The following is a 20233-nucleotide window of genomic DNA, read 5'->3' as shown; positions in this document are numbered from 1 at the left end:
AGTCAGCGTCGCATGAGTTCCGTAAATTGGACGTCCCCGATGCCCGAACTACGAAGAGAACTCGTCTGTTTACCGCCAAATTGAGGGCACGTTAGTTACCTGCCATAGCCATCAGAGGCGCGTTGTTGGAGCAGCGTCAAAATTTGGCAAACCGAAGTAAGCGTGTAGCCGAAGCCGTTCAGGCTCTGAAGTTCCACGGCATGAGGGCATCGATCTGAGTGATCGGCCACCGGTTCGCGATGCGCTCGAGCGTTTGCGTGAGCCAGGCGAGTGGATCGACGTCGTTCATTTTGGCGGTCTGCAGAAGCGTAGCGATGGTCGCCCAGGAGCGGCCGCCACCAGGGCTACCCGCGAAGAGCGCATTTTTTCTTGTGATTGCCTGGGGTCTGATGGTCCGCTCGACGATATTGGAGTCGATCTCGATACGACCGTCGCTCAGAAAGCGCTCGAGTGCGGCGCGTCTGGATGTGGCATAGCGGATCGCCTCGGCGAGCTTGGATTTGCCGGACAGACGCGGCAGCTCCTTCTCCCACAGATCGAACAGCGCCGCAACGATGGGGGCGGACCTTTGCTGGCGCGCATTCAGCCGCGTCTCAGGATCCTGGCCGCGGATATCGGCCTCGATCTCCCACAGCTCGACCATGGTGGTGACGGTCTGTGTCGCCAGGCGCGAGCTCTCGTTGACGTGAAGCTCGTAGAACCGTCTCCTGACGTGGGCAAAGCACGCTGCAAGCCGCACTCCCTCGTTGGCGCCCGCCGACCTGGCGAGCCGATTATAGGCGGCATAGCCATCGACCTGGAGGATGCCAGCAAAGCCTGCCAGATGGCGCTCGACGCATTCGCCGCCACGGCTGTCCTCGAAGCGATAAGCGACCATCGGTGGACCGATGCCGCCAAACGGCCGGTCGTCACGGGCATAAGCCCACAGCCAGGCCTTTTGCGTCTTGCCGGATCCGGGAGCGAGCGTTGGCAGGGTCGTCTCATCGGCGAAGATCCGTTCGCCTTGCTTGACCTTTTCCAGCACATAGTCGGCCAGCGGCTGCAATTCGAAGCCGACCTTGCCCATCCACTGCGCCATCAACGAGCGGTCCAGCTCGACCCGATCGCGGGCGTAGATCGCTTCCTGCCGGTAAAGCGGCAGCCCGTCCGCATATTTGGAGACGGCAATCTGGGCCAGAAGCGCTTCAGTCGGAAGGCCGCTCTCGATCAAATGGGCAGGCGCTGGCGCCTGTACCACGCCGTCGCGGTTGCGATAGGCGTATTTCGGGCGGCGCGTGACGATCACGCGGAACTTCGCCGGCGTCACATCCAGCCGCTTCGACACGTCCTCGCCGATCAGCACCTTCTCCAGCCCCTCGCACCCGGCAGGAACCTCCGGCTCGATGACGATCTCCACCCGCTCCAGATGCGCCCCGAACTCCTTGCGCGGCCGCGGCACGCGTTTCGGCATGTCCTTGCCGCCAGCCTTGGCCAGTTCGGCTTCAACCGCCGACACGCCGGTCTCAATCTCCTCGAACACGAAGGCGATCTGCTCCGTGCTCAGCTTGTCGCTGCGCAAGCGTTCCGAGCGCGTGCCGTAAAGCGTGCGCTCCAGCATTTTGACGATCGCCGTCAGCTCCACGATCCGCGCATCGGCGGCCTTGTTGATCGCCGTAAGATCGGTGTTTGCAGCGGCAATGCGGCTGTTCTCGGCCTCGATCGCCGCCCGCTCTTCCGCCAAGGCGACGATCAGCGCGTGGGCTTCGGCAAGCGTCGTCGGGAGCTCTGTAACGGGCGTCGTCATCGTCGCCATCACAGCAGAGTCGCCGCCACTCTTCCAAACTTTTCAGCACCCTGATTCAATTCGCCGCAGCTTGTCAGCCTACCGTTTCTGGGCGCTTCACAACCACCGGACGCACCTTCGTCCAGTCCAGCCCGTCAATCAGCGCGAGCAACTGCGCATGGTTCAGCTGCACCCGGGTCGGCGCAATCCTCGGCCAGCAGAACTTTGACTCCTCGAGAGTCTTGTAACTCAGTTGGAAATGCAAGCGGTTCATCAGTCCCGTTGCAGCTTGTGACGGTGAGCCATCCCTTTCATCCGTATTCCGGCCAGAGAGGTGCCTGCGTCGGGAGGCGTGGCAACCGAGCGGGCAAGCTGTTGCTGCTGCGCTTTGACGATGGCCGAATTTGCTCTGTTCCGCCGCAATGGACCGATGCAGCAGGCCCCAATCTCGAGGGGGTGGTGGGAGATGGGCGCGCACTGTGCAGTCTCGCCGATCTACTGGCTCTCAGCGGCCTTGTAGAGCGCCTCATGTTGCAAGGCAGGTGCATGACGCCGAAAGGCTGTAAAGTAAATTTTGCCGGAAATGTAAGCGAAATAACGCCGCAAAGCCCATGGACGCTTCGCTAAATGTTGCCTATTTGTAGATCTCAAATACACCATTAGGCGGCAGCGTGGTGCTTGACCATTTAGTCTTGTGCGGCATATTAATAGTTACGTTTATTGAGTCGACCTTGGAGAGCGACGCAGGTGTCGGACGGCGTCAAACACAAGCGATCGAAGGTCAGCGCTCTGGCCGCGGATGGGGTGCTCAATCCGGCTCCGGAGAAAGTCGGCGACCCGAAATTCCAGGAGAACGACTTCTTCGACCCGCGAGACATCGTGCAAGTGAAGTACGAAATGCTGCGGCGCGTATCGGTCGACAAAATGTCGGTAACGGAGGTGTCCGACGAATATGGCGTCTCTCGGCCAACTTTCTACCAGGCCAAAGCGGACTTCGAGGACGCGGGTCTGGCCGGTCTGGTGCCCAGGAAACGCGGACCGCGCGGGCCACACAAGATCCAAGGCGACGTACTGGCCTTCCTCAAGGCACAGGTGGAGCCCGGCGAACCCATTCGGGCGCGCGCACTGGCAAACCAGCTTCGGACCGAGTTCGGCCTCGATATCCATCCCAGAACAATCGAACGTGCGCTCGGCGTAAAAAAAACAGCGTGACCAATCGTGGCCCGGGACCGCATTGCACGATGTCGTCCAACGCCACCGAACAATACGAAATACTGCGCGCAGCCGCGCTCGGCGCCGTTTTGCCGCCGGAGGCGCGCAGCGGCCTTACCATCCTTCTACACCGCGGCATGTGGGCGTGGACGCGTGCGATTTTGCGTGAGCCTTGCCGGCGCCAACCCATTGCCGTGCCGCTGAGGGCTGGCCTGCCCATCGCGGACGAAACTTCCGAGCGACACACAATCATCCACTTGCTCGCCGCCATCGTGATGGCAACCCCTGAACGGAAAACAGCATGAACGAAAAGCTCAAGGTCCAATCGCATCATCTCGAGCGGAGCGCCTATCTCTACATCCGGCAGTCGTCGATGCGACAGGTCATGGAGAACGTCGAAAGCACCAAGCGTCAATACGATCTTCGCGGTCGCGCGATCGGACTTGGATGGCGCGACGACCAGATCATCGTCATCGACAGCGACCAGGGCGTATCCGGCGCATCTGCGTCATGGCGCGAAGGCTTCCAGCACTTGGTGTCCGATGTCGGCATGGGGCGCGCGGGGATCGTCATGGGGCTGGAGGTATCCCGCCTCGCCAGAAACAATGCAGACTGGCACCGACTGCTAGAGATATGCGCCTTGGCTGACACGCTTATCCTCGATGAAGACGGCGTGTACGACCCGGCCAACTTCAATGACCGCCTGTTGCTCGGGCTCAAGGGCACGATGAGCGAAGCTGAACTGCATGTTATCAAGGCCCGATTACGCGGCGGCATCCTCAACAAGGTGCGTCGTGGTGAATATCGTTGCCCTCTGCCGACCGGCTTTATCTATGATGAGATTGGCGATGTCGTTCTCGATCCGGACGCTCAGATCCGGGAGATGATCTCCCACTTCTTCGAGACGTTCTCGCGGGTCGGGTCGGCTACGCAGACCGTCAAGACGTTCACCAGGGAAGGTCTGCTCTTCCCCTCACGTCTGCGCAACGGCAAACAAGTGGTCTTCCAACAGCTGACCACATCGACCGCCATGCGCATGCTGCACAATCCTCGTTACGCGGGTGTCTATGCCTATGGCCAGCGCCTTTACCGCCGGACCGTCGATGGAAAGAAGCAGCTCCGCAAACGGGACCCCAAGGAATGGCTCGCCTGCATTCCGGACGCCCATCCCGGCTATATCAGCTGGGAGCAGTTCCAGCACAACCTCAAGGTACTCGAGGCCAATGGCCAAGGTTATCAAGCCGTTCGCGCTTCGCCACCGCGCGAAGGCGCGGCTTTACTACAAGGGCGTGTCATATGCGGGCGTTGCGGCAGTCATATGAGCGCCCGTTACGCGGCCCGACGCGGCCAGGTGGACACCTGGTATGTCTGTCACCGCGCTTACGCCTCTCGCGGCGAACCCCACTGTCAGTCGATCGCAGGCTGGCCTGTCGACGAAGCGGTCGGCGAATTGATCGCCGCCGAAATGACGCCTGCCGCCGTGGAGTTAGCATTGGAGATCCGAAAAGAGATCGAAGCGCGTCATGACGAAGCGGACAAACTCCGGCTCCGTGCCGTCGAACGCGCCCAGATCGATGCCGATCTTGCACAGCGGCGGTTCATGCTGGTTGATCCGAACAACCGCCTGGTTGCGGACACTCTTGAACGCGAATGGAACGAAAAACTGCGCGTGCTGGCTGATGTGCGAGAAGAAAGAGAACGTGCTCTGTGCGAAGATCGGGTGACGCTCGACGATGCGATCCGGGATCGATTGATCGCCATGACGGCCGACTTCAAAACAGTCTGGTGTGATCGGACCTTGCCGAACCGCGAACGCAAGCGGCTCCTTGCCTATCTCGTCGAAGACGTCACCTTGCTCAAGTTCCCGGCCGAGGGAGAGACCCGGATCCACATCCGCTTCAAAGGCGGAAAGACCGAAACATTGACCACTCAGAACCCAAAATCCTCCGCACAACAGGTAAAGACCCGGTCCGAGGTGGTCGAACTGGTCGACAAGCTTCTCGACGATCATATCTGCGCCGAAATCGCTGACATCCTGAATGACCGAGGGATCCGCCCCGGCGGCTCAGCACGCCGTGCTAAAGCCGACGCGAAGTTCACTGATTTGCGGGTCATCTATCTTGTTAAACAATATGGTCTGCGCTCTCGCTATGATCGGCTGCGCGAACGGGGGATGCTGACAAAAGCGGAGGCCTGCGCCAAACTCGGCATCACCGAAAGTACCCTGGTCAGATGGGCGAAATACGGCATCGTGAAAAGACATGCCTACAATGGCTATATCGGCCTCTATGAACCGCCAGGACCGCACGTTCCGGCCAAGCAATGCAGCCGATGGAATCAGCTTGCCCACCGCGCTGAGATCATTCGTCAGCTCAACTCATCAAAATGCACCGATCCCAAAGAAAGGGCTGTAGTATGAAGCCAATTAGTTGGCAAACAGGCATACCCCGCTGCCGTCCCACCAAACCGCCTTGATCCGATCCGCCCTTTTCGAACGGAACACGTACAGTGCTCCGCTGAAGGGGTCGGCCCCACCATCTCGAACCAGCGCCATCAAACCCGTGGCTCCCTTGCGGAAGTCGACCGGCGTGCTGGCCACGTAAACCTGAACACCCGCCGGGATCATGCCTGCCGAACCGCCCGGATCACAGCAGCAAGCCGCCCCGCCTCCACATCTCCACCAACGCGCACCACGACATCGCCGATGACGATTTCCACCATCTCCCCCGCCATGGTCTCAAAGCGCGCGAACTTAACCGCTCGGTCTCGCGCCCCAGAGAGCGGCGCCACCATTCCCGAGGCCAGCGCCTTGCGTCGCCACGCAAACAACTGCGATGGATCGATCCCATGACAGCGCGCTATCGCCGACACGTTCGCCCCCGGCGCAAACGTTTCCCCGACGATGCGATCCTTCTCCTCCCGCGACCAGGTGCGGTAGCTCCGCCCGGGACTCACCGAAAGCCGCTCGGCCGCCGCTGTGATAACTTCGAAATTCTTGGTATCAGACATATGTTCGCTCTCATGAACTCCTAGGACAAATCACCAGGAGATTCTCTGACAATCGAACATCATCCGCTACGTGGGATGACCTACACGCTTACAAACCGAACGCGGCGAGCCGGACTGGGTAATCTGCCTTAGGATATTGCGACCACGGACGGCGCGCACAATAAAAATGCCTATGGGAAGCGCTGCGGAACCCAACGACCCCTCTTGGGCTTACTCAAGCGAGCTTCCCAATAGCCCTTGCAAGGCCCTCGTCTAGGCTTAGCTCGGGCCTCCATCCGGTCTCGTCAAGTTTTGAAAGATCAACCTCTAGGTTACCGACTAAGCTGTCGCGAATCCTCGGCCGACCGCTAGCTCGCAAGAACAACTCCAAAGCCCTGATCGGAAATGGAAAGAGGGGGGCTCTCCTATTCATGGCTTGCGCAATTCTCTCGATAAATTCTGGTGTTGAGACTTGCTCTTTGTCAGCGACAAAAAAGACATCATATGGACTATCGTGAAATGAAAGTCGATTTGCTATGAAAGATGACAGATTTTGTGCGCCTACGAATGCCCGACGATTGGAAATCAAACCAAACGGCAGAGGCACGCCCGACTGAATTGCTCGTACCAGAAGTCCAAAATTGCCGGCAGCGCCGTGTCCATAAACCAATGGCGGACGAATGATCACAATCTTCATGGACAGTTGGGCAGACATACCGAACAATCCAAGTTCAGCAGCTGCCTTTGATGCACCGTAAACGCCACGTGGTGCGATCTGATCGCTTTCGCGGAACGGCTCCCTTCCATCAGAACAGCTACCATTGACCAGCATGGTGCTGACGAAGACAAACCGCTTAGCACCAGCTTGTGCAGCGCAGCGCGCGAGCTTTAGGGTACCCTCGGTATTGATTGTTCGATAGAGATCAATCTCGCCTTCCTCACTAACGCGATGTACGCGCGCGGCCAAATGAACGACAGCTTGAACTCCTCGGACAGCCTCGGACCAGTCGGTCGAAGGACCAATGGGTCCGACTATCACTTCATCTTCTCTTGCCTTGGTGGCCCGTACTGCACATCGTACTTTCCAGCCTTCCCGTTGCAAGACTGGTACGAGATGCCGGCCAATAAACCCGGTTGCGCCAGTAAGCAGGGCAATTCGATTGTTCATGGTTTGAGCACGATAGCGAGCCGCTTGCACACGTTAGCAATTCCGTTTTGGGCCGATCGCGACCAGACGATAGCGCTAACCAGCCCGCATCGCAGCCTTTGAGATGGTGGCTAGCAACTCAATATCGCATGATTTCAGGAAAGAACCAAGAAAGTCTCCCCACGGGCTAACTTGAGCATTCATGTCAGGATTGTACTTTGTCGAATCTCGGATCCGGCTGACATCGCTGCCCCCTGTCAGCCCAACGCGAATCTATATCCCAGACTCGATACCAAAGGAGCTCATCATAGCTTTCCGAACGCTGCTAGAGCATTTTCCGATCCAGCGGAATCGGAAGGGATTCCTGCGGGGCAAATCGTATTCATCATGGGGGCTGGTAGTGGAGGCCAGCCCGCATGGCCAAACCACTCTCGCCGGACCTTCGGCTTCGCATCATTCGGGCCGTGGAAGACGAGGGCATGAGCTGTCGAGGCGCCGCCGGCCGGTTCGGCGTGGCGCCGTCGACAGCAATTGACCTGGTCAGCGAGTGGCGAAGCACCGGCGCCTGTGAAAGCAGGAGCGCAGGGCGGAGACCGGCGTTCAGCTCGGATCTAGGGTCATGCTGCGGAGATCCTCGCTCTGGTCGAGGTTACGCCTGACATGACACTGGCCGAGATCGCTGACCATTTGTTCAAAGCGCATGGGGAACGCTTCGTGCCGAGCGTGGTCTGGCGGTTCTTCGATCGCCGCAACATCACGTTCAAAAAACATCGCACGCCAGCGAGCAGGATCGACCAGACGTGGCCGCTGAACGTGCGGCGTGGAAGGCATGGCAGCCTGAAATCGACATCCAACGGCTGGTGTTCATCGATGAGACGGGAGCCTCCACCAAGATGGCGCGGCTCTATGGTCGTTCGCCCTATGGCCAGCGCTGTGTCGCAGCGCTGCCGCACGGTCATTGGAAGACGACGACCTTCGTCGGCGCGCTCAGGGCGAGCGGGATGACTGCGCCGATGGTCCTCGACGGTCCCATGGATGGCTTGGCGTTTGAGGCTTACGTGACGCAAGTTCTCGTGCCGACGCTCAAACCGGGCGACATCGTCGTGATGGACAATCTCGCAGCACACAAGCGGGCCGGGGTCGGCATCGCAATCGAGGCCGCGAGCGCCCGGCTCCTCTATCTGCCGCCTTACTCGCCCGACCTCAATCCGATCGAAATGCCTTCGCCAAGCTCAAAGCCGCCCTTCAAAAGGCCCCTGCCAGATCAATCGAGACCCTGGTCAGCGCGATCGCCGCTGCCATTGCTGCCCTCACTGCCGAAGACTGTCTGAACTTCTTCGCCGCAGCCGGCTATGATCGCGCCTGATCAGAATCTGCTCTAGCAGGCTGTTGAAGAAGTCTCTGGCGAAGCGTTTTGGATCGTGATTCCCTAGGATCAGGATTTTGCTGGGGTGGCGCGATGCGGGGAAGTGACGAACGGTCTGGCTCGCTTTTCAGTTATGTTGACCTGGAGGCTCGGGTTCGCGCCGACCACCCGCTACGGATGATCCGGAACTTGGCGAATGCGGCGCTGGGCGATCTTTCTGGGGAGTTCGGCAAGCTCTACACGGACTTCGGCCGCCCTTCGATTGCACCGGAGAAGTTGCTTCGGGCGATGCTCCTACAGGCGTTCTACGGGGTTCGCTCGGAACGGCATCTGATGGAACGGATGGAATTCGATCTTCTGTTCCGCTGGTTTGTCGGGCTTGGGGTGGACGATGCGGTTTGGGACCATTCGACTTTCTCGAAGAACCGCGACCGGCTGCTTGAAGGCGAGATTGCGGCCAAGTTCTTAAATGCGCTTTTGGCGCAGCCGAAGGTCAAGCGCCTGCTATCGAGCGATCACTTCTCGGTGGATGGTACGCTGATTGAAGCCTGGGCTTCGATCAAGAGCTTCCGGAGGAAGGATGGCAGCGACGAAGACCGGGGCGGTCCGGGACGCAATGCCGAGCGCAGTTTCCACAAGGATAAGCGATCCAACGAGACCCATGCGAGCACGACCGATTCCGAGGCCCGGCTCTACAAGAAGGTGACGGCCAGCCGGCCAAGCTGAGCTATATGGGCCATGCGCTGATGGAGAACCGCAATGGTTTAGCGATTTTGGGTGGAGTGAGCCAAGCGACGGGCACCGCCGAACGGGAGATTGCGCTTGCGATGATCGACAGGCGCGGATGCGCGAAGCGGATCACCTTGGGGGCGGACAAGGCCTATGACGTCACGCAGTTCGTGCACGACTTGAGAGTTAGATTGGTTACCCCGCACATCGCGATCGACGGACATCTGAGTAAGACCGGCAAGCGGCGCAAGACGGCGATCGATGCGCATACCACACGTCACAGCGGCTATGACATCACCCAGCGTTGCCGCAAACGCATCGAAGAAGTCTTCGGCTGGATCAAGAGTTCCGCCGGCTTGGCCAAGGTCAAGCTGCGAGGCCGCGACCGCGTGGATGCCGTCTTCGTCCGGCTGGGCCGAACTACGGGATGACGGCTCACTCGAAGGTGAAATCTGCCTCCTCAACGGCGACGATATCCCATTCATCGCACGTCGTTCAAAGACTTCTTCAACAGCCTGCTAGACCGTGGCGCAACGAGTGGCCGGGGTAGTACAAGCCTGTTCTCCAACTTGGCAGCCTGGATCGCACGGTCAGCAGCCAGTTGACGCAGCGCATCGCCACTCTCCAACAACACGCATGCCCCGCCGCTCAAGGCAGATGTGCTCGAGCGCTCTCGCTGCATAATCCGGTGAGTTTCTCACCCCGGTGGGAACAATATCCTCAAGTGATAAATCGTAGAGCCGAGGGTCTACGGTCCGGCAAGGGCTTGAATCGCGCATTCAACAACTATAGATTGCGACAATTATCGCTACTCGCGGCTACACCGATTGTATCAGCCGGCTGCGCCTTGCGCGCAGCTTGACATCGTCCCAGTTGCACCTTCTCCATTCCGAGCGATGTCCGGGCACAGCCAAAGGGGCCTCGATTTATTGTACGCTGGAAATATCTCGGCGCCACCGGTCTTGGCTGGCTGAGGCGACTGCTTCCCGTGCAAGGCTAACAAAGTTCGAAGCAAACGCCCTAACATCTTCGTCGAGGTTCACTCGAAGATTTCGAGCAACCACAGGCCCTACACAATTCAACATCTCCGACATATGGCTAGCGAGAACCGCGGACTCCTTCTCGCCAAAATAACGCGCCGAGCCTGCAGTCTGCTCGCGATGAACGTCAATGTCAGACAAGATCAACGGGACGCCGAACGATTTAGCCTCCTCCACCGTCGTGCTCCATCCCTCGAACTGAGACGGATTGATCAGCGCCATCGATGCGCGCAGCAGCGCATAGACGTGAGCCAGCGGAATCAACCCTAGGTGGCGGAAATTTGTGTCGAGGCCGCGCGCCTTGACCTGCTCCATCGCGCTTTCGAAATAGCCGGGTTCGCGCGGATCCTCCGTGCTGCCGGACGCTGCGACCACCGGATCGAATCCACGCTGCTTCAGTATGGCAAGCGCATCGATGACGACGTAGTGGTTTTTGTGCCGCCAAAATTGATTGGGCAGATAAAAGTACCTGGACGGTAATTTATAGTTCGCAAGAACGTCAGCAGGGTTCGCACCCAGCATTGCCGAGGGCGGTTCCGTAGCGAACCGGATCACCGACACATCGTTTTTCGGGTTCGGATAGAATCGGCGCAGGTCCTTCAGCCCGCTGACACTGCTTAGCATGATATGGCGACCAGAGGCGATCTGGATCCTGAAGCCGAGATCGCGTCGAAGCCATGCCGCCGTCGAGAAGAGATGCGGCAGGCGTCTATGTTGGAAATCGGGGAACCACGCGATCGTCGGAACCGGCAGGCGCCAGCCGAAGAAGCGAGCGGATTCGAACACTAGGTCGATACGCCGGTCGCGAAATTCTGCGGCGGCCGCGTAGTCGATCCCCAAAGCCAACGCGCCCAGCAACCCCGCAACGTGACGGTCAAAAGCGTGCGAACGCACCACCTCTACGTCGGGAATGTTGGAGAAGGCAGCGATCTCGTCCGAGCTCTCATTCAGCCCGGCAAAAAGCACCGGAGAGATTGCGCCCGGCTGATGTCGGTTCAAGACCAAAAAGAGATTGCGCTGATAGTTGTGTCCTCCGGCCCAGAGGCGACGCGGAACGTTGATAAAAGCGACCCGCAACGGTGCTAGCTCAGCCACGCGTCTGCCTCTTAAACCACGCCACGTAGTCGGCAATGCCGCGGTCCAGTGGAATCCGCCAATTGAACCCGGTACAGCGTAAGATATTATCGTCCGCCAACAGGCTCGCTGGATCGCCGGGCCGCGCGACGCTGGAGTAATGCACGGCCGTGTTAGATCCCCAGTGCCGGATGATTGCCTCCGCGATGTCAGTGACGCTAGTGCCCCTACCTGAGCCGCCATTGATGGCGCGGAATGTGTATTGCGGCGATGGTTCAGCGAGGCCGACCAGCAATCTAGCGACATCGCGGACGTCAGTCCAATCGCGGATTTCGCCGCCCGTTCCGCCGAGACGCAGTTCCTCCGGTTGTGCCTTCAGCCGCGAACAGATGTCCCAGAGCAACTGCTTCCGCAGGTTGGGTCCATAGACCGAGAACAGCCGCACCACGGCACAGCGAATGCCAAACGAGTGGGCGTAGCTCCGGCACAATTGCTCCATCATCAGCTTGTGCTGACCATAGGGCGACATCGGAGCCGGCACCGCGCTCTCCGGGATCGGACCGGCGTGGTCGGCCCCGTAGACCGCCGCACTCGACGCCGCGACCAGCGGGCTGTTCGGCGCGAAGCCGCGCAACCATTCGAGCAACCGGGCCGTGCTCGCGACGGTACGGGAGAAATCCTCGAACGGCCGCTCGATCGACAGGCCGACCGACGATCCGCCGGCCAGATGGAACACAAGCGACGGCAGCCCGTGCGCGGCCGCAAGCGCATTGAGATTGGCCGCGTCGATCTCGCCGTTGATCCAGCTCTGCAAACCAAGTCGGCGCGCTTCCGCGTCATCGAGTGCCCCGTGGCCGACCCCGTGGATCACATGGCCGGCAACGGCCAATTCGCGGACGAGATGGCGGCCGATGAACCCGTTCGCACCGGTGACCCAGATCAACATGGCTCAAGCCTTGTGACAGACGAACGAATAGAGTCGGCCCGGCCGATTGTCGAACCGTTCCGCGACCGACAGCAGTGAAGCAAAGACGGAGCGCGACGCGAGTGCGGTCCGCCACACCGGCCCCACCGGAATCGTCCGCGTCAGCTTCGCCACGACGGCGGCTCTCAGTGTCTCAAGCGTATAGGGGAACAGGTTGATCGGACTCCGCAGCGGCGTCAGCGTGTCGATCGGGAAGAAGCCGGCGGCCGTCAGCGCGCCGGTGTAGCGATCAAGCAGAAAGGCATGTTCGCCGCCGTAGAGGTGATGGAGCGGATGCTGCGCGAGGAATTGCGGGAGATCGGCTTCCTTGCTGATGACGTGCTCGCGCGCGGCGATCAGCGTGCCGCCGGGCCGAAGCACCCGGAACATCTCGCGGCACGCGCTCTCTAGGTCGCGCGTGTGATGCAGCACGGCGCGGGCAAAGACCAGATCGAAGGTCGCGTCGTCGAACGGCAGCCGCTCGGAAAACTCCTCGACCACCTGGATCGGCAGTTCCGCCTGCGCCGCCAGCTCGCGGATCGCCGCCGCTCCTACGATAGCGCTTGGATCCGGCTCGAGCGCGGTCACAGCGAAGCCGCTGCGGGCGAGCGCATAACTCGCAATGCCGCGTCCGGCGCCGACGTCGAGCGCTGTTCCGGACCACCCGGCGAGCAGCGAAGCGAACGCCTGCCATTCGGTGCTCCTGAAATAGCGCTTCGCAGCGCCGATCAGGGGATCGTCGTAGAACGCGTCGAGCACGAGCTGATACTGGTCCGGCTGGTGGCGGAGCCAGACCACGGCATCCTCCCAGGTCGTGAACTTGCGCTCATCGTTCATCGGGCGCGAGCTCCCTCACCAGCACGGCCGGATTGCCCGCCACGATCGAAAACGCCGGGACGTCCTTCGTCACGACCGCGCCGGCCGCGACGATGGCGCCCTGCCCCAGCGTGACGCCGCGCATGACCATCGCGCCGGCGCCGATCCAGGCATCATCGCCGATGCGGACCGGGCTCTCGTCAAGCGAGATCTCGGACGGATGACCGCGCGTAAAGATCTCCCGGACCTGCCGGTGCCGTTCCGCGGCCCGCAGCGGATGCGTGAGATTGTCGAACACATTCGCCGAATGCGAGATCAAGACCCGGTTTCCGATCTCGATGGAGGATGCCGACCAGATCCGGGTCCCCTCGCCGACATAGCACCACTCGCCGATCCTGATCTCTCCGCCATGCGCGAATGTCAGCAGCTCGCCCAGGATGCGGCTGTTCCGGCCGACGACGATTCGGTCGGCATCGCCGCGGATGTTTCTGATCCGGGCGTGGCGACCGAGCACCGCGTCCGGCTGCAGCCGGCAGGTCGCGCGGCCGATCAGGCGCTGGATCAGGTAATCGAGATTCACGCCGTTAACTGCAGGCAGGCCACGGCGCGCGACGATGCCGCGAGGTCGTCGCCCCGTCCCTTGCCGCTATGGACGTCGTGGACGCTGGCATCCGCAAGCGCCGCCGCGCTCTGGCGCGACCAGCCGTTCCGCGCATAGCCGAAATAGTCGACATGAGACGACGTCGGCCCGAACGCCTCGATGATCCGTTCGACCATGGCAAGATCGAACACCTGATACCAGCCGAGATTGTCCCTCTTGCCGAACGGCACCGAGATGAAGCAAACGCCGCCGGGCTTGAGAATGCGCTTGAACTCCTGCACCGCCGGAACAAAGCCGTCCCGGTCGGTCTCCGCATCCTGCGGATCACCGGTGTAGAGCATCTGGTTGTCGAGGCCGATGTGCTCGATCGTCGACATGCTGGCGACCGTGTCGAAGACATGATCGCCGAACAGCGTCTTCCTGAGATCACCGAACACGTAGGAATAGCCGTCGCGCCAATAGCACCTTTTCTCGGGCGCCAGCGTCATGATGGTGAGATCCGCGCCGCGCAACGGTGCGCGCTGCAGTAGGAAGTCGTGGTTGAAGGTCGATCCGGCGTCGAGCATCTTGCCGACCTTGTTGAGCCGGGCATACACCCACGGATATTCGACGACACGTTCGTCCATGGCGATGCCGTAGCCCTGCGGCAGATCGTGTCCGGCCTTCAGCAGGCCTGCATCGATCGCCGAGGTGATGGTGTCGCGCTTGACCGTCTGATAGCCCGGGCCGAACGGCCGCGGCCGCAGCTTGAACAGCGGCACGGCAAGCCCGTCGGCCGCCCATTTCAGCTGATGGATCACGTCACCCGCAGACATCATCAATTCCCGATCGCCCGCCCCGCTGGCCGGCCATGCGCCGCTCTAGAGCCTTTTCCGTTCCGATGGAATCGGAACAGGGCGCCAGATTGTTGTTTCGACGCGTTTTCTTAACGCGAACCGGTATCCACTTCGCTCGAAAACGCTCTAGCACGGCTTAATCCGTGCGGCGAGATCGACAAAATGGGCCCATTGCGCGGCCTTGCTGTAGGTCTCCTGGAGAGCCTTCCTGCCTTGCGCGGCGATGCCGGCCGATTGCGGCCAGTCTTGCAGGCTGCGCAGGATCGCCGCGGCGGCCTGCTCAGGGGTCTCGTAGGTCTGCATGGTGACGCCGTCCACCATCCCCGCCGGATAGCTGCCGGTGTCGGATACGAGCAGCGCCCCGCACCCCATGGCCTCGAAGCAGCGCATGTTGCCGCGATCGTTTCCTGCCATGTCGATCGCGCCGTTGAGCACGATCTTCGCCGACCCGAACAGCTTGTAGAGGTCGCGGCCGAACACCGGCAGCCGCGCGATCCCAGCGATCGAGTCAGGGCGACGGTGCTTGCCGAGCGGCAACAACCGGCCGACCGCGCTTTCAGCAAGTCGCGTCAGCGGCGACGCATCGAGACAGAACACGATCTGATGACCGGACGCGAGCGCTGCCACCTGTTCCAGCGTCCTCCCCCGCGCGCTGTGATGCCGCGAATATCCGCCGACGAACGCCACGTCGACCGGCCGCTCGCCATGGCCGTTTTCCTCCATCACCGGATCGATCGCGGGAAAGAACAACTCGGCCCGGCATCCCTTGGCTCGCCATGATTCCAGGATCGAGGGAAAGTTCCCGAGCACCGCGCCATAGGCCGTCAGGTCGGCATTGCCCGACGGCGCCGCGCGCCAGCACAGCGTTGTCCTCACGCAGCCAGGAAGCTTCGCAACGAACGCGCTCGGATAGCGCACCGGATCGAGGTTGTAGAACATCTCGGTTGCGTGGTGCTCGATCTGCGCCAGCAGGACGGCCTCCAATTTCGGCGTCCCAGCCATGCCCTGTGCACGCGCCCATTGCCGCTGTAGCACCTCGTCGTCGCCATTGGTGAAGAAAGCCTCCGGCGCCCCATCCAGTACCGGTTTGAGGAAATGCGCCGCGCCGAAGCGATCGTGCAGGAACACGTCGCGCCGCACCTCGAAGCTCGACGCGTTCGCGGCGAGCTGGTTCAGCCGCGGCAGATAGGACGGATAGAGGCCGCTATTCTGGAACAGACGCATCGCTCACGCGTACCTTGCCAACATCCATTTCATGTTCAGATAGGGCCAGATCCGGCCGACGCTCTCCCAATCCCAGCTCTGCGACGCCGTCAAGCGGCCGACGGCTTGCCGAAGCGGCGCCTCGTCGACAAGCTCGGTGAATGCCGGCACGTTGCGGCCGAGCAAATCGGCAGTCCAGCCGTCCAACGGCCCGTTCAGCCATTCCGGCATCGGCGAGTTGAAGCCGACCTTGCGGCGCGCGGTCCGGATGCTTTCGGGCATCAGATTCGCCATCGCCTGCCGCGCTATTACCTTGGTGTAGCCGTCGGACGATTTGCTCGCTTCCGGCAATGCCATCGTATAGGTCACCAGCCGCCAGTCCATGAACGGCATCCGGACCTCGATCCCGTGCGCCATTGAGAGCCGGTCGAAATTGCGCAGGATCGTGGGCAGCGTGGTGGAGTGGAACATGCGATAGAGGCGCCGGTTCAATGCGCCCCACTCGCGCGGCAGTTCGTCGTCCTCGGCGACCAACGGAAGCGGCGCGGGAATTTCGGCAAGGCCGCCGCGCAGGAAATAATGCCCCTGTTGCTTGATCATCTGCGCCCGCAGGAAATCGACCCCGCGCTGCGCCAGCGCGGATCGAGAGGTCAGCGCGGCCGCGGCGTTCCGGATTCGGAATGCGGCCGATTGGCCCTCCTGTAAATAGGCGCCCATCAATTCGTCCGCTCCGTGGCCGTCGAGCGACACCGTGACGTTCTGGCGCCGCAGTTCGCGATAGATCAGCCATGGCGCGCTCGGCAGTCCGATATAGACGTCGTCATTGTCGTCGAGGATCCGGTCAAGGTCGGTGAGCGCATCGCACCGCCCGATCTCGAGGAAGATGGGCTTGACCTCGGCCCAGGCCGCCGCCTCCTCGGCCATCGGCCGCTCGTCGTTGATCGCCCCCGGAAACGTCGCGACAAACGCATGGCGCCAGGCGGTCGAGTCACGCGGGCCCATCCCGGCCCTTTCGTGTGCCGCCATCGCGCAGATCACCGCGGAGGAATCGAAGCCGCCGGACAGACAGGTCCCGATCGGAACGTCGCTGCGCATGCGCAAGGCGACGGAGTCCTCGAACAGCTCGCGAAAGCGCCCGACGCGGTCGGCTTCGTTGGTCGGGATGTCAGCCAGGTGATCCACCGTCCGCCACCAGCGCCGCACCTCGACGCGCACCTGCCGCAGCCACATGCAGTGGCCGCCCTGGAGGCGGCGCACCTGCCGGAACAAGGTCCGCTTGCTGCCCTCGATTCCGAACGGATCGAGCAACAGCCGTCGCGCCACGTCGGTATCAACCGTCGCCTCGACGAGGCCGCTGCGCGCCAGCGCGCGCAGCTCGGAGGCGAACACGAAGCGCTCGGGCGACAGCGCATACAGCATCGGCTTGATGCCGAAGCGATCGCGCGCAAGGAACAGATCGTCGGTGACCGTGTCATAGATCGCCAGTGCCCACATGCCGTTGAAGCGCGGCAGCATGTCCTCGCCCCAGGCCTGCCAGGCGGCGAGGATCACTTCGGTATCCGACTGGCTGCGGAACACCGCCCCCTTCGCCTCGAGCTCGCGGCGCAATTCGAGGAAGTTGTAGATCTCGCCGTTGTAGAGGATCACATGGCGACCATCGCCTGACGCCATCGGCTGATAACCGCCGTCGGTAGGATCGATGATCGCAAGCCGGCGATGACCGAAGGCCAGGTTTCGCTTGGCGTTGAACCAGGTGCCCTCGCCGAACGGACCGCGATGCGCGAGCAGCGAGGTCAACCGCGAGATATCGGCCGGCTCGACGGGGCTGCCGCGAAGATTAACGATGCCTGCGATGCCGCACATGTCTAGACCGTCTTGAAGGGCAAGAAGCGACTCACGATGGCGCGGAGATCCCGCCAGCAAACCGCGCGATAGGGGCCGAGTTGCGACGCGGCAACAGTAGCGACAAAGATCGCCGCCGCCGACACCGCATACAGCGACACCACATACCACCATGACGGCGCGTGGTCGAATGACACGTGGCCGAGGCGAGAATACAGCGCCAGCGCGGTCGCGATCCCGACACCGAGCGGCGTCAGGACAAAATGCACGACGCGCGACCAGATGCCCGGCACCTCGAAGGTCCGCCGCAGCAGGAACACCGTGGTGACCATCTGCGCGATCATGCCGACACAGGTGCTCCAGCCGGCCGCCGGCCAGCCGAAATACGGCAAGGCGATGGCGCTGGTCGCTAGCGTGAAGATACCCGTGAGCAGGGAGATCAGCGCGTTGGAACGCGACCGCCCCTGCGACAGCAGGTAGAACGCGAACACGTTGGCGCTGGACCCCAATATTCCGCTGATCGACAGCACCACCAGCACCAGTTGCGCCTCGGCGGCGACTTCGGCACCGGTCCATCGATACAGAAGTGCGCCGGCGACGGGGATGATGCCGCCCAGCGCACTCGCGGCGAGCACGTTGAGGATCCAGGACGAGCGAAGCAAAAGGTCGACCTTGCGATCGTCGGCCTCCTTCTGCAGCGTACTGAAGAACGGGAACAAGATTTCGCCGATCTTCAGCACGCCGATATAGACCGCCTCCTCCAGCCGCTGCGCGACACTGTAGAATCCGACGAATTGCGGCTGCAGCAGCGCTCCGAGCAGATAGCGGTCCGCCTGCCCGGCAAGCAACGCGCCGCTTTGCGCCGCCATTTGCCAACTGCCAAGCTTGACCAGCGCGGCAAGCGCGTTGCGATCGAACGCAGGCCGCGCCAGCCATTCACCGAGCATGCGCCGCGACCAGCCGAGGGCCATCAGCAAATTCGTTGCAAAGCCCAGTGCCTGGCAGCCGAGGAACGTCGAGGCGCGCGGCGCGTGCGGGATCAACAGCAACATCGACATCGTCGTCACCAACGTGCCCGCGACGCTGATCGACGCGATCCGCCGGTAATCCTGGCGCGCGGTGAACAACGAAAGGAAGACCATGAACAGGCACTGCAACAGCCAGCCGATACCGGCCAGCACAAAGGCAAGCCGGAGATCGTCGGCGGCCGGCCCGCCCAAATGAAATCCCAGCCGCGCGAGCGGCGCTCCGGCGAGGCAAAGCAGCGCCGCGATCACGCTGCCGACGACGAGGGCGAGCGCCAGCGCGGTTGCAAAGTAGCGCCGCGCCTCGCCGCGATCGGACGCCGCCAGCCGTTGCGCGAGCTCGCGCGCCGTCGACAGGCCAAGCGCATTGCTGAACATCAGGGCCGGGGCGACGCAAGCCGTCACCAGGCCCGCGACGCCGAACGCTGCGAGGCCAAGACGGAATATCACGAACGGCAGGATCGCCAGATTGAGCAGCACCGCGACCGCGAAGGCAATCGCATTCCATGCCGAGTTGCCGAGCAGATCGGATGGACCTTTCTTCAATGCCATGTCAGCTTTCGGGCCACCGCTTCGATGCGCCTCAAGTACCTCATCGATCAAGGTAAAAACTGCTCGGTATAGCAAGCGGGCTAGCAGCCAACGCAGCAATTGTCGAGGGTCAAGCTAGGGCCGCCTCGAGATTGATCCTGCCCTTCCGAGCCGGAACAATTGGAAAGGCTCGCCAAATTGTTCTAAACCAGATGGGTCGATGGGGATTGCATCACCGAGAGTCTGCAGCTGCGTGTTTGCAAACGTCTGGGGACGATTCTCGGAACGTGACAACCGGCCCGGACTCTCAAAGCCCGTCCGGCAAGCCGTTCTTCGGCGTCGAGCGCGGGGTGAACGGTGCGTACGAGCCGTCGAGCGCACCCGCTAATGGCTGCGGCTTCGCTGGCGCCCCCCCACCCCCGGGCGCCCGGCCCTCTTGGCGCTGCATCGCAAGGACCTCGTCGCTGCGCCCGGCTCTCTTGAAGGTGACTTCCCGTCCCTGAATGGCGCTGAGCTGCCATCCCGCATGGCTATCGCCCTGTCGCAGGCGGACGATCTTCTGCGTGGCTTGGTCGAGGAACACCGCAATCGCATCGCCATCGCCGACGGCAGCCCCGATCAGCGCCAGCGCCGGGCGCTCGGGTTTCACTGGAGCCGGGGGCGGCGTGACGACAGGTTCGGCCGTCGGGGCGACCACCGCACGCTGCGGCGGTCGTCGCGAGGCCGAGAAGATCGGCCTTGCCTGTGTCGCTGTCAGCGCCGACAGCGGCACCGCCCACAGTGGATTCCCGCTCGGCAATGGTCGCGCCAGCTCCCGCATCGGCTGCCCAAGCGGCTTCAGGCCCCCGATATCGACGGAATCGGTGCCATCGCTGGCGCGGTCAGCGGGGAGAACCTCGAGCGACGAGGTCGCGGCCCGGAGTTCCGGCAAGACACTGACGGAAACCGTCGTGCCGCACAGCAGCGCGAAGGTCGCGATTTTGGGCCACCTGACCATTCTGATCCTGACGCCAGCCGCCAAGCACGATCGCGGGCGCAACCGACCGGCTGCCACCCTATCCGTACCGGTTCATTCCAGCAACCAGGCGCGATCGGCC

18 protein-coding genes and 2 pseudogenes are annotated in these 20233 nt (G+C 61.9%); 6 read left to right on the top strand and 14 right to left on the bottom strand.

The annotated features are described in order from the left end of the window. Positions 1-178: 178 nt before the first annotated feature. On the bottom strand, positions 179-1783 hold the full coding sequence (gene tnpC / locus ACP2YO_RS15870) for an IS66 family transposase (protein WP_426443210.1): 1605 nt from the start codon (positions 1781-1783) through the stop codon (positions 179-181). A gap of 73 nt (positions 1784-1856) precedes the next feature. Next, the gene (tnpB, locus tag ACP2YO_RS15865) at positions 1857-2036 is read right to left on the bottom strand and encodes an IS66 family insertion sequence element accessory protein TnpB (protein WP_426441666.1); all 180 of its coding nucleotides are present in this window, start codon (positions 2034-2036) and stop codon (positions 1857-1859) included. 17 nt (positions 2037-2053) lie between these two features. Here tnpB (ACP2YO_RS15865) and ACP2YO_RS15860 point away from each other — a divergent pair, with 17 nt between their 5' ends. From ACP2YO_RS15860 to ACP2YO_RS15845, 4 genes are all read left to right on the top strand, one after another. Further along, positions 2054-2389, top strand: a complete 336-nt coding sequence (locus ACP2YO_RS15860) for a DUF5372 family protein (protein WP_426443209.1) — start codon at positions 2054-2056, stop codon at positions 2387-2389. A gap of 120 nt (positions 2390-2509) precedes the next feature. Then, positions 2510-2974, top strand: a complete 465-nt coding sequence (locus tag ACP2YO_RS15855) for a helix-turn-helix domain-containing protein (protein ID WP_426437455.1) — start codon at positions 2510-2512, stop codon at positions 2972-2974. Between the two features lie 29 nt (positions 2975-3003). Next, positions 3004-3279, top strand: a complete 276-nt coding sequence (locus ACP2YO_RS15850) for a hypothetical protein (RefSeq protein WP_038388924.1) — start codon at positions 3004-3006, stop codon at positions 3277-3279. Beyond that, complete coding sequence (locus tag ACP2YO_RS15845; RefSeq protein ID WP_426441665.1) at positions 3276-5393, top strand: recombinase family protein; 2118 nt, start codon at positions 3276-3278, stop codon at positions 5391-5393. Before ACP2YO_RS15850 ends, ACP2YO_RS15845 begins: the two co-directional genes overlap by 4 nt. 6 nt (positions 5394-5399) lie before the next feature. Here the strand turns inward: ACP2YO_RS15845 and tnpB (ACP2YO_RS15840) are convergent, their stop codons facing one another. The 3 genes from tnpB (ACP2YO_RS15840) to ACP2YO_RS15830 form a co-directional block, all read right to left on the bottom strand. After that, positions 5400-5600 (bottom strand): IS66 family insertion sequence element accessory protein TnpB, encoded by a 201-nt coding sequence (gene tnpB, locus ACP2YO_RS15840; RefSeq protein ID WP_426441664.1) that lies wholly within the window; start codon positions 5598-5600, stop codon positions 5400-5402. Next, entirely contained in the window at positions 5597-5983 is a 387-nt protein-coding gene (locus ACP2YO_RS15835) for a transposase (RefSeq protein ID WP_426433795.1), read from the bottom strand. The genes tnpB (ACP2YO_RS15840) and ACP2YO_RS15835 overlap by 4 nt, the downstream gene beginning before the upstream one ends. Before the next feature lie 214 nt (positions 5984-6197). Then, positions 6198-7130: an NAD-dependent epimerase/dehydratase family protein gene (locus tag ACP2YO_RS15830; RefSeq protein ID WP_426441663.1), complete on the bottom strand. Its 933-nt coding sequence runs from the start codon at positions 7128-7130 to the stop codon at positions 6198-6200. A gap of 395 nt (positions 7131-7525) precedes the next feature. Between ACP2YO_RS15830 and ACP2YO_RS15825 the strand changes: the two are divergent. After that, positions 7526-8475: pseudogene (locus ACP2YO_RS15825) on the top strand (IS630 family transposase). 93 nt (positions 8476-8568) lie between these two features. Further along, positions 8569-9635, top strand: a pseudogene (locus ACP2YO_RS15820) (IS5 family transposase). 495 nt (positions 9636-10130) lie between these two features. On the opposite strand, the gene ACP2YO_RS15815 reads toward ACP2YO_RS15820, so the two are convergent. From ACP2YO_RS15815 to ACP2YO_RS15775, 9 genes are all read right to left on the bottom strand, one after another. Continuing rightward, complete coding sequence (locus ACP2YO_RS15815) at positions 10131-11339, bottom strand: glycosyltransferase family 4 protein (protein WP_426441662.1); 1209 nt, start codon at positions 11337-11339, stop codon at positions 10131-10133. Further along, on the bottom strand, positions 11332-12264 hold the full coding sequence (locus ACP2YO_RS15810) for an NAD-dependent epimerase/dehydratase family protein (protein WP_426441661.1): 933 nt from the start codon (positions 12262-12264) through the stop codon (positions 11332-11334). Before ACP2YO_RS15810 ends, ACP2YO_RS15815 begins: the two co-directional genes overlap by 8 nt. A gap of 3 nt (positions 12265-12267) precedes the next feature. Further along, positions 12268-13119, bottom strand: a complete 852-nt coding sequence (locus ACP2YO_RS15805; RefSeq protein WP_426441660.1) for a class I SAM-dependent methyltransferase — start codon at positions 13117-13119, stop codon at positions 12268-12270. Then, the gene (locus tag ACP2YO_RS15800) at positions 13109-13678 is read right to left on the bottom strand and encodes an acyltransferase (protein ID WP_426441659.1); all 570 of its coding nucleotides are present in this window, start codon (positions 13676-13678) and stop codon (positions 13109-13111) included. Before ACP2YO_RS15800 ends, ACP2YO_RS15805 begins: the two co-directional genes overlap by 11 nt. Next, complete coding sequence (locus ACP2YO_RS15795; protein ID WP_426441658.1) at positions 13675-14514, bottom strand: methyltransferase domain-containing protein; 840 nt, start codon at positions 14512-14514, stop codon at positions 13675-13677. Before ACP2YO_RS15795 ends, ACP2YO_RS15800 begins: the two co-directional genes overlap by 4 nt. A 147-nt stretch (positions 14515-14661) precedes the next feature. Beyond that, positions 14662-15759 carry a glycosyltransferase family protein gene (locus ACP2YO_RS15790; RefSeq protein WP_426441657.1) on the bottom strand — a complete coding sequence of 366 codons (1098 nt, stop codon included), beginning with the start codon at positions 15757-15759 and terminating at the stop codon, positions 14662-14664. A 3-nt stretch (positions 15760-15762) separates the two neighbouring features. Next, positions 15763-17601, bottom strand: coding sequence for an asparagine synthase (glutamine-hydrolyzing) (gene asnB, locus ACP2YO_RS15785; RefSeq protein ID WP_426441656.1), 1839 nt, complete (start codon positions 17599-17601; stop codon positions 15763-15765). A 2-nt stretch (positions 17602-17603) separates the two neighbouring features. Beyond that, positions 17604-19157, bottom strand: coding sequence for a lipopolysaccharide biosynthesis protein (locus ACP2YO_RS15780; protein ID WP_426441655.1), 1554 nt, complete (start codon positions 19155-19157; stop codon positions 17604-17606). Between the two features lie 286 nt (positions 19158-19443). Further along, entirely contained in the window at positions 19444-20133 is a 690-nt protein-coding gene (locus ACP2YO_RS15775; RefSeq protein WP_426441654.1) for a hypothetical protein, read from the bottom strand. Positions 20134-20233 lie beyond the last annotated feature (100 nt).

Origin of the sequence: Bradyrhizobium genosp. P (genome assembly GCF_049949265.1) — a bacterium.
Classification (GTDB): Bacteria; Pseudomonadota; Alphaproteobacteria; order Rhizobiales; family Xanthobacteraceae; genus Bradyrhizobium.
The sequence above is the reverse complement of the archived record's forward strand: the minus strand, read 5'-3'. Positions and strand labels throughout refer to the sequence as shown.

Coding starts and splice junctions, on each gene's coding strand:
- tnpB (WP_426441664.1), bottom strand. CDS start 5,600: ATGATCCCGGCGGGTGTTCAGGTTTACGTGGCCAGCACGCCGGTCGAC.
- ACP2YO_RS15790 (WP_426441657.1), bottom strand. CDS start 15,759: ATGCGTCTGTTCCAGAATAGCGGCCTCTATCCGTCCTATCTGCCGCGG.
- ACP2YO_RS15805 (WP_426441660.1), bottom strand. CDS start 13,119: ATGAACGATGAGCGCAAGTTCACGACCTGGGAGGATGCCGTGGTCTGG.
- tnpC (WP_426443210.1), bottom strand. CDS start 1,783: ATGACGACGCCCGTTACAGAGCTCCCGACGACGCTTGCCGAAGCCCAC.
- ACP2YO_RS15810 (WP_426441661.1), bottom strand. CDS start 12,264: ATGTTGATCTGGGTCACCGGTGCGAACGGGTTCATCGGCCGCCATCTC.
- asnB (WP_426441656.1), bottom strand. CDS start 17,601: ATGTGCGGCATCGCAGGCATCGTTAATCTTCGCGGCAGCCCCGTCGAG.
- ACP2YO_RS15835 (WP_426433795.1), bottom strand. CDS start 5,983: ATGTCTGATACCAAGAATTTCGAAGTTATCACAGCGGCGGCCGAGCGG.
- tnpB (WP_426441666.1), bottom strand. CDS start 2,036: ATGAACCGCTTGCATTTCCAACTGAGTTACAAGACTCTCGAGGAGTCA.
- ACP2YO_RS15830 (WP_426441663.1), bottom strand. CDS start 7,130: ATGAACAATCGAATTGCCCTGCTTACTGGCGCAACCGGGTTTATTGGC.
- ACP2YO_RS15850 (WP_038388924.1), top strand. CDS start 3,004: ATGTCGTCCAACGCCACCGAACAATACGAAATACTGCGCGCAGCCGCG.
- ACP2YO_RS15775 (WP_426441654.1), bottom strand. CDS start 20,133: ATGGTCAGGTGGCCCAAAATCGCGACCTTCGCGCTGCTGTGCGGCACG.
- ACP2YO_RS15795 (WP_426441658.1), bottom strand. CDS start 14,514: ATGTCTGCGGGTGACGTGATCCATCAGCTGAAATGGGCGGCCGACGGG.
- ACP2YO_RS15845 (WP_426441665.1), top strand. CDS start 3,276: ATGAACGAAAAGCTCAAGGTCCAATCGCATCATCTCGAGCGGAGCGCC.
- ACP2YO_RS15780 (WP_426441655.1), bottom strand. CDS start 19,157: ATGGCATTGAAGAAAGGTCCATCCGATCTGCTCGGCAACTCGGCATGG.